The sequence below is a fragment of the Citrobacter sp. TBCS-15 genome (assembly GCF_005280815.1).
GTDB classification, from domain to species: domain Bacteria; phylum Pseudomonadota; class Gammaproteobacteria; order Enterobacterales; family Enterobacteriaceae; genus Citrobacter; species Citrobacter werkmanii.
The window spans coordinates 410,476-425,157 of record NZ_SZWK01000101.1 but is presented as its reverse complement, the minus strand read 5'-3'; the positions used below and the strand labels follow the sequence as shown (position 1 = coordinate 425,157).

The window sequence follows — 14,682 nt, the reverse complement described above, 5'->3', positions numbered from 1 at the left end:
CAGGTTCACCGCGCGGGAAAAAACCTGTTCAACTTGCCCCGTCCCCCGGAAAGCGAGAAACGCGCTATCTGCGGTTAGCGCCTGTACGCATCGCCGTGATGGCGTAGCGATAGCGGCGCTCCTCTGTCAGGCTCCGGCAGCAATCAGCAGCTCGGCAATTTCGTGATAACCTTTCTCCCGCGCCAGTTCCAGCGGGGTTTTACCATATTTATCCGTCATATGCGGATTCGCGCCATGATCGAGCAGCAGCTTGACGATCTCCTGCTGTTTCGCGCCTCCGTCATTAAGCACAATGGCTTCCAGAAGCGGCGTCCAGCCAACAAAGTTGGTATGGTTGACATTGATATCAGTACGCAGCAGTAGTTCGCGCACAATCTCCACATGACCTTTTTCACTGGCAGGCGTAATGCCTACGCCGCCAAAACGACTCAGGCAGTTAAGGTCGGGGTTAGCAGGCAATACGGTACGCAGCAGCGTTAAATCGTCAGTCAGGCAGCTAATCAGGAAAGGATTAAAACAGGTTTGGTCCTGTTTATTAATATCGGCACCGGCGGCAATCAATAAAGAAACACAGTCATAATGCTTATTCAGGCTGGCAATAATAATAGCGGTACGTCCCTGGCGGTTCGTGGCATTAATATCCACATTTTTTGCCAGACAGGATTTTAATCCATCGGCATTACCTTGCTCTGCCGCCAGCAGAAATTCAGTAATGAGTTCTTTCTCTGACATAATTGCTCTCCTGCAGTTTTTTAGACTTTTTAAATATCCGATAAGCTGAGAATAGCAACAGAGTGTAGAGAATAACATCCGCTTAAATTTCATTCATCGTAAGCGTGGCAATTATTGAATAAAATTTAACAATGAGAGGAAACCGTGCTGTAGTGCAATCTTTCCCTTATGGCTGGGGCGTTTTTTGCCACTAATTAATAGTCAGGCAAATCGGGCGGTATGCTGCACGGATAGCGGCCTGCAATTAATATGCAGAAGTGTGATTACCTTCAAATCAAATGTAAAACTAGTGTTAAATTCTGTTCAAAACTGATTGCTCTGTATAAGGATTACAAATACATTCAACAATCATTATGTGGCGGGGCGTGTTGGTTGCCTGAAGGGAGAAAAGATGAATTCCATTTTTACCGAGGAAAATCTGCTGGCATTTACTATGGCTGCCCGCTACAGCAGCTTCAGCAAAGCTGCGGAGGAGCTAGGTTTAACCACATCAGCAATTAGCTACACCATTAAACGCATGGAGATGGGGCTCGATGTGGTGTTGTTTACGCGTAGCACCCGTAGCATTGAGTTGACTGAATCTGGTCGCTACCTGTTTCGCAAGGCCACCGACCTGCTCAACGATTTCCACGCGATTAAGCGCAGCATTGATACCATCTCTCAGGGCATTGAAGCCCGGGTGCGCATCTGTATTAACCAGTTGTTGTACACCCCACAGCATACCGCTCGACTGCTGCAGGTACTCAAGAAACAGTTCCCTACCTGCCAGATAACCGTCACCACCGAGGTGTATAACGGCGTCTGGGATTCGATCATCAACAACCTTGCCAATATCGCCATTGGCGCGCCCGATACGTTACTGGACGGCGGCGGGATTGATTATACCGAGATCGGCGCTATTCGCTGGTCGTTTGCCATTGCCCCGGATCATCCCTTGGCTTTCATGCCTGAACCGATTTCTGAGAGCCAGCTGCGTTTGTATCCGAACATTATGGTGGAAGACACCGCCCACACCATTAACAAAAAGGTCGGGTGGCTGTTACACGGTCAGGAGTCGATTCTGGTTCCCGATTTTAATACCAAATGTCAGTGCCAAATTCTGGGCGAAGGCATCGGTTTTTTACCGGACTATATGGTGCGCGAAGCGATGGAAAAGTCGCTGCTGGTCACGCGACAGATCCACAATCCACGTCAGGATTCACGGATGCTGCTGGCGACCCAGCATTCGGCAACCGGTCGAGTAACCCAGTGGATTAAAAAAGAGTTTGGCCCGCAAGGGGTACTGACGGGCATTTATCAGGATTTGCTGCATCGGGAGTGATATGCCGGATAAGACTATCCGGCGGAAATCAGACTTCAGGCACGAATATCGTCGTACTCGCGAGTTTTATCAAATTCATGTTTGGCAAACGGACACAGCGGAATAACTTTGCGGTTTTCTGCGCGCATTTTCTCCACCACCTTCGCCACCAGCTGTTTGCCGACGCCCTGACCTTTCAGACTGGGGTCAACATCGGTATGTTCAATGATGCTCAGATGCTCGCCCGTCGGCACAAAGACAATCTCGGCAACCTGATTGCCTTCGGCATCGTTGACATAAAATTTGTTGTGGCCTGCAAGAATTTCCATGATTCCCTCACTTATTTCTGGCGATATTTCAGCGCACCGCTTGGACAGGTATCGATGACCTTAATCACCGTCGCGACATCCACTTCATCGGGGATTATCCAGGGTTTGCGTTTCAGATTGAAAAGCTTCGCGCTTCCCCGCACGCAGTTTCCTGAATGCTGACATATCGCCGTATTGAAGTAGACGTCAATCTTCTCGCCGGTATAGGCCCGGTAGCCTGCATCAAGTAGTTCCTTTTCCACGACATTGCCTCGCATTTTTTATTGTCTGAGTCTAATCATAGACCGATGCGAGTCTGAAGGAAGTGGCGGGTAGCAGAAATATCACTCAGTCCCTTTTTGTAACGATGGCTCCCGCTCCGGCGGCAAATATTCCAGCATTGCAGGCGTCGGCGGCGGCAGGCGGTTATCGGCGATGTGCTTGTCCACATCGATATGACTGATTTCGCCATTCTCATGATGATGGACCGTCAGCACCCTCGCTTTGTTCAACTCCGTAACCAGTTCACGGGTAATGCGTAAACTTTCTGCCAGCTCATGGTGTTCCAGTCCTGGTCTACGGCTGCGACGCTCCACCCGAAAGCGAAACTGGTTGTATTTCGCCCAGCCGATCAGCACCAGTCCGTTGACCAGCGCGACAAGGATATAAAACGTGACCGTATCCAGCGTGGTGAAAAAGGGACGCACGCCCATATACGGTGAATGCGCCAGGGCCGTGATCAGCCCTTTATAGATCAGGTATAAAAAACCAACCCAGGCGATGACCGTCAACAGCACGTCGATGATGCGCGGCAGTAGACGCCGTTCCGTAAAGATCAGTGGCTGGCTCATGATTCGATCCTCCCAATTCCACGGTCAGGACTCACCCAGCGCGCCCTGCCGCGTTTGCGTTTAAGCATCACTTTCGGGAAAGCCACCAGCGTAGTGAACAGGCTTAGCATCCAGTACACCACAGGGAACCAGATAATCCAGAACAACGAGGCGCCAATGCCTTTTTCATAGCGTCGTTCAATCATCAGACTCACCGCAAACTGTATTAAGCAGACCACACCGAGAATAAGTCCGGTAAAGGCTGGCGGGAACAGATGTTGTACATACAACGAGTCCGGCATCGGAATCATCAGTCCCAACAGGAACAGCACGATACTGATCGCATAGGCAAACGACCAGGCGGTAGAAAAGCAGAACTCGAAAAACAGCGGCCACATACGGCGGAACTCCCACGACCACAGACGACGCATGTTAACGATAAACACCTCCGCCCCACCTTGCGCCCAGCGCAGGCGCTGCTTCCACAGCCCTTTTAACGTTTCAGGCATCAGGATCCAGCACAGCGCGCGCGGCTCAAAGAATACCGACCAGTGGCGCAACTGCAGCTTCCAACTGATATCGATATCTTCGGTGATCATGTCCGGGCTCCAGTAGCCGACCTCGGCCAGTGCGCGACGACGAAACGCCGCAACGACGCCGGAAACGGTAAAGATCTGCCCATAGACTCGCTGAGTGCGCTTAATCAAGCCGATAATGGAAGAGAATTCACCGACCTGCACACGACCGATTAACGTAGAGCGGGTTCGAATACGCGGGTTCCCCGTCACCGCACCAACGCGCGGGAACTGGATCAGAGGCGCCACCAGATACGCCACGGCATCGCGATCCAGTAACGCATCGCCATCAATGCACACCAGGTAATCACTGCGCGCTGCGGCCGCACCGGTCTTGAGCGCCAGTGCTTTACCCTGGTTTTCAGCCAGATGAATCACCCGCAGGCTGGGGTATTCCACTGCCAGTTGTTCCAGTACGTCGTGCGTGTCATCCGTCGAACCATCGTTGATGGCAATCACTTCGATATTCTTATATCGCTGTGCCAGTGCAGCCTCAATGGTTTCACGCGCGTTAATCCCTTCGTTAAAACAGGGGATCAGAATGGAAACCAGCGGATTTCCCTCCAGCGTCGGTGGCGGTGTATCGTCTCCCCATTTCCAGTGACGCTCACGATAAAACCAGAAATAGACCCCGCCGCTTATCCATAATGCAGACATGAATAAAGGCCAGAAGAAGACGAAGTTCAACATGACTTCACCTGTAAAGATGACAGCCACGCCAAACGGCAGGCTGAACATCAGGCAAAGTATCAGGAAAGCAATAATGCGATCGGTCATTTTTGCGGGTACCAGTATGAGGAGAACGTCGAGCGAATCTCTGACATCTCAGGTTTGTCGCTGATGAAATCATCCGGATAATAGCCGTAGTTACCTGCACCACTAAGTTTCAGCTGGCGCATCCATTCAGCTATTTGTTTTCCACTGATTTCTGCTTCGTCCCCGGATTTGCGCCAGTCTCGTGCCTGCAGTTCAAACACGGTTTTGTCCAGCGCGCCGGGCGTTTGTGCAACGGCATTCACTAATCTGTCGAGCCAGGCGTTGGCATCATTAGCCGGGATCTGTTCCATGAATGGCATCGCCATTGGCGCCGTCCAGTCATAGGTATTGAGGAAATCACTCAGGTTTTGTGCAAACCATGCTTCACTTTCAGGCTCCAGCACTGGTAAGGCGTAAATATTACGCGCGGTTTTTACCTGTGGACCGCGAATATTGCGTACCGATTGCGTCAGCTGCTTAGTAAAGTCGATCAACATCTTACTTTTCAGGCGCGTCCAGCGCTCGAAGGTCTGAGGGTTGCTACGGATTTGCTCAATACTTCCCGGAAGACCTGCGGCGCGGTAGGCGGCTAACGCCTCCGGTGACGCATCTTCAAAGTCCGTCAGGAAAGCATCGTCGTGGAACAAAATCCCTTTGAAACTGGCGTGCTTTGCCAGATCTTCATAGATTTCAGTAATGCGTTTACGCGCTTCGCTGTCCCAGGGAGACAGACGCAAATAATTCTCGCGGTTGATCGCAGTGCGTCCTGTTTTCGGATCCCATGCCGTCACGCGTGGAATGGACGCATCGAGGTCGAAAGCCAGTACCGGCATCCAGGCATACACCGTCACCCCGGCCCGCGTTTGTAACTGCCAGGAGATATAGTTAAACAGATCGGCGCGCATCGGCAGCCAACGGTTAGGGAAATAGAGTTCGCGAATATTCCCGTCGCCTTTAGGATCGGCGTACGCCTGCAGGAAGACATGAGAAATGCGCATGTCATAAACGCGCTGGATCAGCTTGTCGATGTTTCGCTTCTGCTGGGCAGGATCTTTGTCATACACGTAATCCAGATCGACGTGCATGACGCGCATCGTTTGCGGTTCACGTACCTGAGCGACCTGGCTGGCAAAGCGCTTGAGGGACGGATTATCAGAGATCAGTACGCGCGGGATATCATCCAGAAACGCGGCGTTCGCCAGCCCTTCGTTGAGCGTAAAGGCCATCTTATAGCCATGCTCTTTGGCCAGGTTTAAGGTGGTGCCGTTAGCCGCACCGTAAGGCCATACCCACGCGCGCGGCGATTTCCCGGTTACCGATTTAATCTTATTGGTAATCAGCGAGATATCAGTATTAATGCGACGATTGTACTGTTCGTCGGTTTCGTAAGTTCCGGTTTTCTTATCGAAAAGGCGGTTCGCCACCGCAGGTTCTTTACTTCCCTGCGGGTTCGCCTCAGCACCGAAATGCGAGTTCCAGGTGTGCGCGCCCACTTCCACCAACGGCGATTTGCCCATTTCCTCGACCATCTTCCAGGTGGCAAATTTATCTCGCGCCGTCATCAAGCCGCCAAAATCGACTTTTTTATTGGCTGGAGAATCAACCCAACTGCCCACTGGCGCCCAGAGCGCAGGCCAGTTGTAGGCTTTCAGTAGCGGCCAGACGCGGGTATAAAAACTGCTGTATCCGTCGTCAAAGGTGAGTAAGACCGCTTTTTCCGGCAACACAATTTTACCGTCATGGGCGTCCAGAATTTGCTGCACGCTGATCGGGTTATAGCCATTATCACGCAGCCAGGCCATCTGGTCGCTCAACGCGCTGGTGCGCACGGAGAGGTAGCGCTGGTCGGCGGCGCCATCCTCAACATCATGGTAGCCGAGCACCAGAAAGCTATTCTTCGGCCACGGATGATCCGCCGTCAGCGGCGTTCTCTCTGCGGGAGGAACATAGCGAGGCGTTGTATTATGCGCGCTGCTGCACGCGGTAATCATCAACCAGCCAGCGATTAATGCGCTAAGCCACAGGCATCTTTTCAGCATGAACAATCCTTAAAACCTGACATTTAAATCGAAAGCGAGGGAGATATTCCGCTCACGTTTACCGTCGTAGGGGCGTTTATCCCAAACCAGCATCACCCCGCCATCTACGACGTTGTTCCATTTCAGCCGTTGTCCGTATCCCACCTGGACGATAGCGCCTGCGTCTTCACCTTGCTGCCAATAACCGCCGACTCCGGCTATGCCTTGCTGGGTCCACACGGTGTCATAGTGGCGGTAAAGAACCTGCTCCGCGCTCAGGCCAGGGACAACCGAAAAATCACTCTTCGGGTTGTAATACGGCACATTTTCTTTGGTGTTGGTGCTCCCGCCAATGCCCGGCGTAAAGTCCAGCGTGAAGCGCGGTGTAGTCCACATGCGCTCTTTTCCGCTCAGCCCGTATTCGATGCGATCGTTACCGTCCGAGAAATGTGATGCGGCAAACGACAGTTGATATTCACGTCGTTCGTTTTGATACCAGCGGACAAACATATCGCCGCCGTTGGCATACACGCCGCTACGCAGCGCGCGCAGTGGCGTGTTGCGCGAAAGACGCTCGGCCGAACCGCCAACGCGCCAGTTGTCATTGAAGTCATGCCAGCCAGATAGACGCCCACCAATCTTCTGACCATCACCATAATTTCGGCCAGACACTTCCATTTCGGCCCAGTAATCACGGGAAGTCCATTCTGCACCCGCCGCCAGATCGCGGCTGATGCCCTTCCCTTCCTCAAATTCACCGGTAGCGAAGTTGAATCCGGTAAACAGTCGCCAGTTGTCGTCAATTGGCGGGCTGTAAATCGCCGTGTTGATGTTGAAATCATTCTTACCGCTGACCGGACTATCGGACGAGATCCCCTGCGTGCCGATAATACGTACTTCCGACATTTTATGCACATCACGAATACGCGCGAGGCGCAGCGTCGCTTCATCATCCGGGCTGCGAGCAATAACGTCATCCGTCAGTTCATCGGCCTGCTTCCACTCCTGGAGATCCAGCGCCACATAAGCCTGCTGACGCTCCAGTTCCAGGTTACTGGGTTCAATCACTTCCGCCAGCTTTAGCTCTTTCTCCGCCGCATGCGGCAGTCCACGGGCTTCAAGAACAGAAGCATAGGATATGCGCAGCCCTTGGTTACCTGAGCCTGTGCGTGCCAGATGCTCAGCGAGTTTTTCTGCCTCCGGCAGTTCATTAGCTGCGATATGATATTGCGTCAGCAGCGACTGTCCGAGCAGCCAGTTATCGTTAGGCTGCGGCGTTGGCGAACCATAGATGCGTCGCAGGTACGGGCTGTCTTTGATTAACGCATCGACCTGCTTTTTCGCCGCATCAAAGTTTTCATTATCGATATGCGCGTAGAACAGATCCTGTTGATCCTCAGGACCGAGCGGCGTAACCGGAATCGGTCCGTTCGGATAATAGATGCTCGTTAGCATCGCTTCGGTTTTTTCCGGCTGGCGTTCGCTCAACCATGCTGATGCCACCCAGCGTTTAGCATAGTTTGGCACTTCACCACTTGCGGACAGCGAATCATATTCCTGAACAACTTCGGCAGTACGCTTACGCACCAACAAGGCGCCCATGCGGTCAATTCTGGCCCGACGGACATCATTCTGCGCGGACGGTTCATCCTTCCAGGCAGCCAGCAACTGGTCATAACGGGCCAGCGCTTTATCGGCCACGATAAACCGTTCTTCTTCATTACGTGCGGACGTATAGGAGGAACGTACCATTTCTGCTGCGGCATCAAGCTCAAGGCGACGCTTCACCGGGTCTGCCGTTGGTACCACCTCTGCCATATTTAAGGCGGGCCCGGAAACGCGGTTTGCTGACAGCGCAGACAGCAATGTGGATTTTGCATTTTTGTTGCCCGGATCGACGTCATCCGCCTGGCTGGCGACTAACAATGCATCCCAGTTTTTTCCCTGCGAATGGTAGACATAGGCAAGTAGCGCATCAGAATCAGCCCCGGGATGTGCCTGCGCCCATTTATTCGCTTCAGTAAGGGCTTGCTGATTGTAGCGAGCATCCGCCAACGTCATTATCCAGCCGGTACGAACATCAACGTTATCAGGCTCTTCCTGTAAAACACTTTCCCAGACGGCTAAAGAATCATTCCAGTTCTTCTGATTGCGATACGCTCGTGCAGCAGCGACTTTTCCCCGGGCAGGTATATTCATCTGTCCACGATACTGCTGCCAGATTTCAATTGTGGTTTTATCGTTGTTATCGACCCAACTGGAAACTTGCAGCCAGTCGGCAACCTGATTGGGCGTTAGTGCGCTTTTCTTTCCCTGATCCTCAAGGAAACGTAATAGCGGTGCACTATTACCTCCCCGTGCTTCAATAACTAAAGCATCATAATCTGATACCGCCGCAGAGATTGGCATCGGGAAAAGAATGCTTACCGTAAATAAACAGCTTACAGACTTAAAACGTTTAATGAAGTTGGCATGTCGACGCATACTTAACATATCTGCCCTTATATCTTACATCAGAGTAAAAATAAGCGTTTTCAATAAGTTACAGTCAATCCCTGACGGTTGCCGACCATGTAAGACGCACTGCCGCTTATTTCGTAATAGGGTTATGAAGCAATTAATTCTTTCGTCTTATTGACTACCTTTGCCTCGCCCTCTAATCCTTGGAAAGGAGGCATAAACTCGAGAATTTTATCACTCAACGTAGTTCATGGCTATGTAATAAGATAATGCTTAGGCAAAAAAAGTATTTTAAACTAAATTATCCTAATACTCTTGGGATTGCATTCTGGATTTAGATTAATTTTCCGTGACGAAGCCATGTGACGATGCAAACTATTGTTGGGTAACATAGCTACACTCCGTAACTGTTTGCACAGTAACTATTTGGTATGAATAGAGAAAGTTCTGATAGCAACCACTCTTATCACTATAAAAATAATGAGACAAACTCGACAACGTAATTTTAATTTACAGGCAGTATTGATGAAGTCAAATTAAAGGTACAGCCACGATAAACATTAGGCACAGTGATAATACCATGAAATCAAAGTGGTTTATTAATTCACAATTGAATGATAGTATTTTTTCATCCGGCCATATTGGTCTGAAAATTTATCAGCTTCTCTATTTATCACCCTGACTTGCTATTGACAGCATTAACCACAATTATTTTTACCCTTACTATTAACAAGCTTAATTTCATTGTGAGCTCCTGATTGAAGCATAACTTTTTGCGCTTACCTTCCTTTCAGACTTTCAGGTAATCTGAAAAAAGATGCCACCAGGAGTTGGTCGATGAAAATCGTTAATGCAGAAGAAAAATACATCCCCGCGATACGCGATATCTATGCACACCACGTTATTCACGGTACAGGCAGCTTTGAAACTGACCCACCGGATACCCACGAAATGCTGGCTCGGCTGGAAAAAATTCATAGTCTGGGGTTGCCGTGGATTGTCGCTCTGCAGGAAGACAGGGTCATAGGATATTGTTATCTCACTCGCTACCGCGAACGTTATGCCTACCGCTATACCCTAGAAGATTCAATTTACATTGACCCGACGGCGCAGCGTCAGGGAGCGGGAAAAGCGCTACTGCGCCATGTAATTGACTGGGCCGAAACGCACGGCTATCGACAGTTAATTGCCATGGTCGGCGACAGCAATAATCAGGGGTCGCTCAAAGTCCATCAGCAGGTCGGATTTACAGAAATAGGCACGCTGAAAGACGTTGGCTTCAAGCATGGTCGCTGGCTGGATACGGTTTTGCTGCAACGAACTCTGGGGGAAGGGAACAGTACACTACCAGCGGATATAGATGCCGCTATTTAACCTTTCTAAGGGATGATTTCAGGAAAAGGAAATCTGGAGTAGGCGAAGGACTTTGAGCATGCCACATAATTTATTGTTTACGAACCCGTCGCAATAGTAATGTGGTCGGGTGGCGGCTACGCTTGACCCGACCTACGGTTTTAGCCATTTCAGGCAAGATCAGGCGTAGCCGCCACCGGGCGATTAAGACTGCAGCATACCGTGCTGGATCAAGAACCCCCACCAGGGAATACCGACGAGCATGTGAATCACAAACGTGCTCAATGCCACGATAGTACCGATTGTCCACCACGACTTAATGTCATTATACCCTGCGGCAAAGATAATCGGCCCCGCCGCGCCACCATAGTGAGTGATGCAACCGCCGTAGGAGTTGGAAAATAGGATGGCAAGCGCCAGCAAAACAGGTGCCGTTCCGGTAACCAGACCTACGGTGGCAAAGACCGGCACCATTGCTGCGACGTATGCCCCGCCGGAAGCAAAGAAATAGCGCACCAGCACGCTGAGAAACACAATAATCACAATAGTCATATTCCCGGCACTGAGAAAATCCAGATGCGCTGACATGAAATCGGCCAGCCAGCGGAAAAATCCCTCCTTGCTCAGGGTGGCGCTCAGACCAATGATGCCCCCGTACCACATCAGGGTATTCCAGCCGCCTTTATTTTTCTGGACATCACTCCAGCCAATAATATTAAACAGCAGTGCCGCACCCATTGCGATAATGGCGACCGCAGATTCATTGAGTCCGAGTTTACGTGAGAAGATCCAACCCAATAATGCAGCGACAAAAATGACCACCAGCCCTTTCTCTTTGAGGCTCATTGCCCCAAGACTTTGAAGTCCGTTGGTCGCAATAGCGACATTATCAATTTTTTTAATTTCCGGGGAAGCAACCCGGTAGCAGATATAGGGAATGATACATAGCATCAATAACCCCAACGGTGCTGCCGCCAGCATCCAGCCGATCCAGCTAATACGAATATGGAAAATATCTGAAATGAGCTGTAGCGCTAACGCGTTACCGGCAAAGCCCGTTAAAAACATATAGCTGGTCGTTTTCGTGACCATATAGACGTTGACCATTAAATAACGGCCAGCTTTGCTGGGTGACTCTTTTGGCGTTGAGCCCAATACTGTCGCGATACTGTTAATAATAGGGAAAACCACCCCACCTGCCCGCGCGGTATTTGAGGGCGTCGCAGGTGCCAACACCAAATCCAGCAAGGCGGTAACATACCCCAGTCTCAGCGTCGTACTGCCAAATTTAAGGATAAACCAGTAGGCAAGCCGTTTCCCGAGGCCGGTAGTGACAAATGCAGCACTCAGTGTAAAGGCGCTAAACACCAGCCAGGTGGTGCCTGACGCGTACCCGCTCAGCACATCCAGTGATTTGACGGGTGAATCCGGGAATTTTGTCACGGTAAAACAGGTTAACGCAACCGCAACCAGCATAATGACGGGTTCAGGATAGGGTTTAATAACCAGCCCAACGATAGCGGATAAATATATTCCTGCCAGTATCCACGCCTCTTTGGTTAATCCATCAGGCGGAGGGATAAATATTGATAATAATATTATCACGGCAAGCAGTATTGTTTTTAAAATATTCGATTTAAGCATATCTCACCCATGAGAAAAGGGTCCCTGAATAACAGAGGCCGCTCCGGGGAGGAGCCTCCGCACACTAAATACATTTATCAAACAAATAATAAATATTACAGATTCACAATTTTGATATTATCGTTTTCCGTGATTTGATATTCACTTAAAATATCAAAACTGAGATAGCGATAGATATCCTCATGTACGTCATGAAGCTTATCGGTATAGCTAAAATATTCTTCAACGGTGGGCATTTTACCCAACATGGCCGCGACGGTGCTTAATTCTGCGGAGGCAAGAAATACTTTAGCATTCGTTCCCAGACGATTCGGGAAATTTCGCGTAGAGGTCGATACCACGTTACTCCCTTCGCGCACCCTCGCCTGGTTCCCCATGCACAGGGAACAGCCCGCTGGCTCGATTCTCGCCCCTGATTTAATAAACTGACTAAAATAGCCTTCACGGGAGAGCTGTTGGGCATCCATTTTAGTCGGCGGCGCCAGCCACAAGCGCGCCTGGTTTTCGCGGCCACCGGCCATGATTTTACCCGCAGCGCGGAAATGACCAATGTTTGTCATGCAGGAACCAATGAAGACCTCTTCAATGGGCGTGCTGGCAACCTCATTAAGTAACCGGGCATCGTCCGGATCGTTCGGGGCACAGACTACCGGTTCGGTGATTTCATTAAGATCAATATCAATGACAGCAGCATATTCCGCGTCAGGATCGGCAGAAAGCAGCGACGGGCTAGCCAGCCATGCCTCCATCTCAGCAATACGGCGTTCAAGCGTGGCGGCGTTCTCATAACCCTGCTTAACCATCCAGCGCAGCAGGGCCGCATTGGAGCGCAAATATTGCGCGACATTGTCTTCCGCCAGACGCATAACGCAGGCCGCAGCGGAGCGCTCGGCAGAAGCATCAGCCAGTTCAAACGCCTGCTCTGCACTCAACATTTCCAGCCCTTCAATTTCGAGGATCCGGCCCGAGATAATATTGCGCTTATTCTTTTTCTCGACCGTTAACAGCCCCTGCTTTTTGGCATACAGCGGAATGGCATGCACCAGATCGCGCAGGGTGATCCCTTTCTGCATCTCGCCCTTAAAGCGCACCAGTACAGATTCAGGCATATCCAGCGGCATAATGCCCGTCGCGGCAGCGAACGCCACCAGCCCGGAACCACCAGGGAAGGAGATCCCCAGCGGGAAGCGAGTATGGGAGTCAGCGCCTGTACCAACCGTGTCCGGCAGCAGCATGCGGTTAAGCCATGAGTGGATAATGCCGTCGCCCGGTTTCAGCGCAACCCCGTTACGGCTGGTGATAAACTGCGGCAGGGTTTCATGGAGTAGAACATCTACAGGCTTAGGATATGCAGAGGTGTGGCAGAACGACTGCATCACCAGATCGGCTGAAAACGTGAGACACGCCAGGTCGGTTAGCTCGTCACGCGTCATCCCACCGGTAGTGTCCTGAGAACCCACGGTCGCGATCTTCGGCTCGCAATACTGTCCAGGTCGGATCCCCGCGACGCCGCAGGCTTTACCCACCATTTTTTGTGCAAGCGTAAAACCTTTCGCGGAAGGCGCAACTAACGCGGGCTTGCGGAATACCTCGGAAGGCGCCAGCTTCAGCGATTCACGCGCTTTCGCCGTCAGGCTGCGTCCGATAATGAGTGGGATGCGCCCACCGGCGCGCACTTCGTCCAGCAGCACCTCGGTTTTCAGGGTAAAGGTTGTCACCAGCCGCTGGCTTTCTGTTTCACGAATTTCGCCCTTGTAGGGGTAAAGATCGATCAGCATCCCGGTCGTCAGCGCAGAGACATCCATCTCTATCGGCAGGGCACCGGAATCTTCCAGGGTGTTAAAGAAAATAGGGGCAATCTTGCCGCCAAACACAAACCCGCCGTTACGTTTATTCGGCACGTACGGAATATCGTTCCCGATGTGCCACAGGATGGAGTTGGTAGCGGATTTACGTGATGATCCGGTCCCCACGACGTCACCCACGTACACCAGCGGCCAACCGCCCTCTTTTAGTGCTGCCAACTGACGGACAGGACCACGCACGCCGGGTTCATCAGGTGCAACCCCTTCCCTAACGTTACTGAGCATGGAGAGCGCGTGCAGCGGAATATCCGGGCGTGACCACGCCTCCGGCGCAGGAGACAAATCGTCGGTATTGGTCTCACCGGAAACCTTAAACACCTTCAGGGTGATTTTTTCAGCCATGGCCGGACGGCGGGTAAACCATTCGGCATCAGCCCAGGACTGCAGTACCTCTTGTGCCTGGACGTTACCGCTCAGTGCTTTGGCCTCAACCAGGCTGAATTTTTCGAAGATCAGGATCGTAGAAGAAAGCTGCTGCGCGGCCAGCGGTGCCAGATCAGGATGCTCAAGAAGATCGATCAGTGGCTGGACGTTATAGCCGCCCTGCATGGAGCCCAGCAGCGCCGTTGCTGCTTCGGGAGTAAGCCCGTCAACACGGTATTCCTGCATCGCCACCTTAAATAAAAACTCGGCTTTTAACTTTGCCGCAGGATCGACACCCGGTGGTACACTATGGGTCAATAAATGAATTAATTCCGGATGATGTGCGGGTGCATCATTGATTAAACGCTGAATCAGTACATCAGTTTGTTGCGCTGTTAAGGGTTTCGCCGGAATACCCGATTCAGCACGCGCATGCAGGTGCTGATTATAATCATCTAACATAGGTTCTCCTGTTAAA

General features: G+C 51.2%; 11 protein-coding genes. 2 read left to right on the top strand and 9 right to left on the bottom strand.

Going from position 1 to position 14,682, the window contains the following annotated elements:
• Positions 1–126: 126 nt before the first annotated feature.
• On the bottom strand, positions 127–732 hold the full coding sequence (locus FDW96_RS05160) for an ankyrin repeat domain-containing protein (RefSeq protein WP_042310828.1): 606 nt from the start codon (positions 730–732) through the stop codon (positions 127–129).
• Positions 733–1,123: 391 nt separating this feature from the next.
• Between FDW96_RS05160 and FDW96_RS05155 the strand changes: the two genes are divergently transcribed.
• Positions 1,124–2,053: a LysR substrate-binding domain-containing protein gene (locus tag FDW96_RS05155; RefSeq protein ID WP_061382399.1), complete on the top strand. Its 930-nt coding sequence runs from the start codon at positions 1,124–1,126 to the stop codon at positions 2,051–2,053.
• Positions 2,054–2,088: 35 nt separating this feature from the next.
• Here the strand turns inward: FDW96_RS05155 and FDW96_RS05150 are convergent, their stop codons facing one another.
• From FDW96_RS05150 to pgaA, 6 genes are all read right to left on the bottom strand, one after another.
• Positions 2,089–2,361: a GNAT family N-acetyltransferase gene (locus tag FDW96_RS05150; protein WP_003033869.1), complete on the bottom strand. Its 273-nt coding sequence runs from the start codon at positions 2,359–2,361 to the stop codon at positions 2,089–2,091.
• Positions 2,362–2,372: 11 nt separating this feature from the next.
• Positions 2,373–2,603, bottom strand: coding sequence for a 4Fe-4S mono-cluster protein YjdI (gene yjdI / locus FDW96_RS05145; protein ID WP_032940569.1), 231 nt, complete (start codon positions 2,601–2,603; stop codon positions 2,373–2,375).
• An 81-nt stretch (positions 2,604–2,684) separates the two neighbouring features.
• Entirely contained in the window at positions 2,685–3,191 is a 507-nt protein-coding gene (pgaD, locus tag FDW96_RS05140) for a poly-beta-1,6-N-acetyl-D-glucosamine biosynthesis protein PgaD (RefSeq protein ID WP_042310833.1), read from the bottom strand.
• Positions 3,188–4,522 carry a poly-beta-1,6-N-acetyl-D-glucosamine synthase gene (gene pgaC / locus FDW96_RS05135; RefSeq protein WP_061382400.1) on the bottom strand — a complete coding sequence of 445 codons (1,335 nt, stop codon included), beginning with the start codon at positions 4,520–4,522 and terminating at the stop codon, positions 3,188–3,190. Before pgaC ends, pgaD begins: the two co-directional genes overlap by 4 nt.
• Positions 4,519–6,540 (bottom strand): poly-beta-1,6-N-acetyl-D-glucosamine N-deacetylase PgaB, encoded by a 2,022-nt coding sequence (gene pgaB / locus FDW96_RS05130; RefSeq protein WP_137365302.1) that lies wholly within the window; start codon positions 6,538–6,540, stop codon positions 4,519–4,521. Before pgaB ends, pgaC begins: the two co-directional genes overlap by 4 nt.
• A gap of 9 nt (positions 6,541–6,549) precedes the next feature.
• The gene (gene pgaA, locus FDW96_RS05125) at positions 6,550–9,012 is read right to left on the bottom strand and encodes a poly-beta-1,6 N-acetyl-D-glucosamine export porin PgaA (protein WP_137365301.1); all 2,463 of its coding nucleotides are present in this window, start codon (positions 9,010–9,012) and stop codon (positions 6,550–6,552) included.
• A gap of 804 nt (positions 9,013–9,816) precedes the next feature.
• Here pgaA and FDW96_RS05120 point away from each other — a divergent pair.
• Positions 9,817–10,353: a GNAT family N-acetyltransferase gene (locus FDW96_RS05120; RefSeq protein ID WP_137365300.1), complete on the top strand. Its 537-nt coding sequence runs from the start codon at positions 9,817–9,819 to the stop codon at positions 10,351–10,353.
• Positions 10,354–10,536: 183 nt separating this feature from the next.
• Here the strand turns inward: FDW96_RS05120 and FDW96_RS05115 are convergent, their stop codons facing one another.
• Positions 10,537–11,976 carry an anion permease gene (locus FDW96_RS05115; protein WP_042310843.1) on the bottom strand — a complete coding sequence of 480 codons (1,440 nt, stop codon included), beginning with the start codon at positions 11,974–11,976 and terminating at the stop codon, positions 10,537–10,539.
• Between the two features lie 95 nt (positions 11,977–12,071).
• The gene (gene acnB, locus FDW96_RS05110; protein ID WP_137365299.1) at positions 12,072–14,666 is read right to left on the bottom strand and encodes a bifunctional aconitate hydratase 2/2-methylisocitrate dehydratase; all 2,595 of its coding nucleotides are present in this window, start codon (positions 14,664–14,666) and stop codon (positions 12,072–12,074) included.
• Positions 14,667–14,682 lie beyond the last annotated feature (16 nt).

Excerpts from the sequence above, each read along its gene's own strand:
- pgaB (WP_137365302.1), bottom strand. The coding sequence starts at position 6,540 with ATGCTGAAAAGATGCCTGTGGCTTAGCGCATTAATCGCTGGCTGGTTG.
- FDW96_RS05155 (WP_061382399.1), top strand. The coding sequence starts at position 1,124 with ATGAATTCCATTTTTACCGAGGAAAATCTGCTGGCATTTACTATGGCT.
- FDW96_RS05150 (WP_003033869.1), bottom strand. The coding sequence starts at position 2,361 with ATGGAAATTCTTGCAGGCCACAACAAATTTTATGTCAACGATGCCGAA.
- FDW96_RS05120 (WP_137365300.1), top strand. The coding sequence starts at position 9,817 with ATGAAAATCGTTAATGCAGAAGAAAAATACATCCCCGCGATACGCGAT.
- pgaC (WP_061382400.1), bottom strand. The coding sequence starts at position 4,522 with ATGACCGATCGCATTATTGCTTTCCTGATACTTTGCCTGATGTTCAGC.
- FDW96_RS05115 (WP_042310843.1), bottom strand. The coding sequence starts at position 11,976 with ATGCTTAAATCGAATATTTTAAAAACAATACTGCTTGCCGTGATAATA.
- FDW96_RS05160 (WP_042310828.1), bottom strand. The coding sequence starts at position 732 with ATGTCAGAGAAAGAACTCATTACTGAATTTCTGCTGGCGGCAGAGCAA.
- acnB (WP_137365299.1), bottom strand. The coding sequence starts at position 14,666 with ATGTTAGATGATTATAATCAGCACCTGCATGCGCGTGCTGAATCGGGT.
- pgaA (WP_137365301.1), bottom strand. The coding sequence starts at position 9,012 with ATGTTAAGTATGCGTCGACATGCCAACTTCATTAAACGTTTTAAGTCT.
- pgaD (WP_042310833.1), bottom strand. The coding sequence starts at position 3,191 with ATGAGCCAGCCACTGATCTTTACGGAACGGCGTCTACTGCCGCGCATC.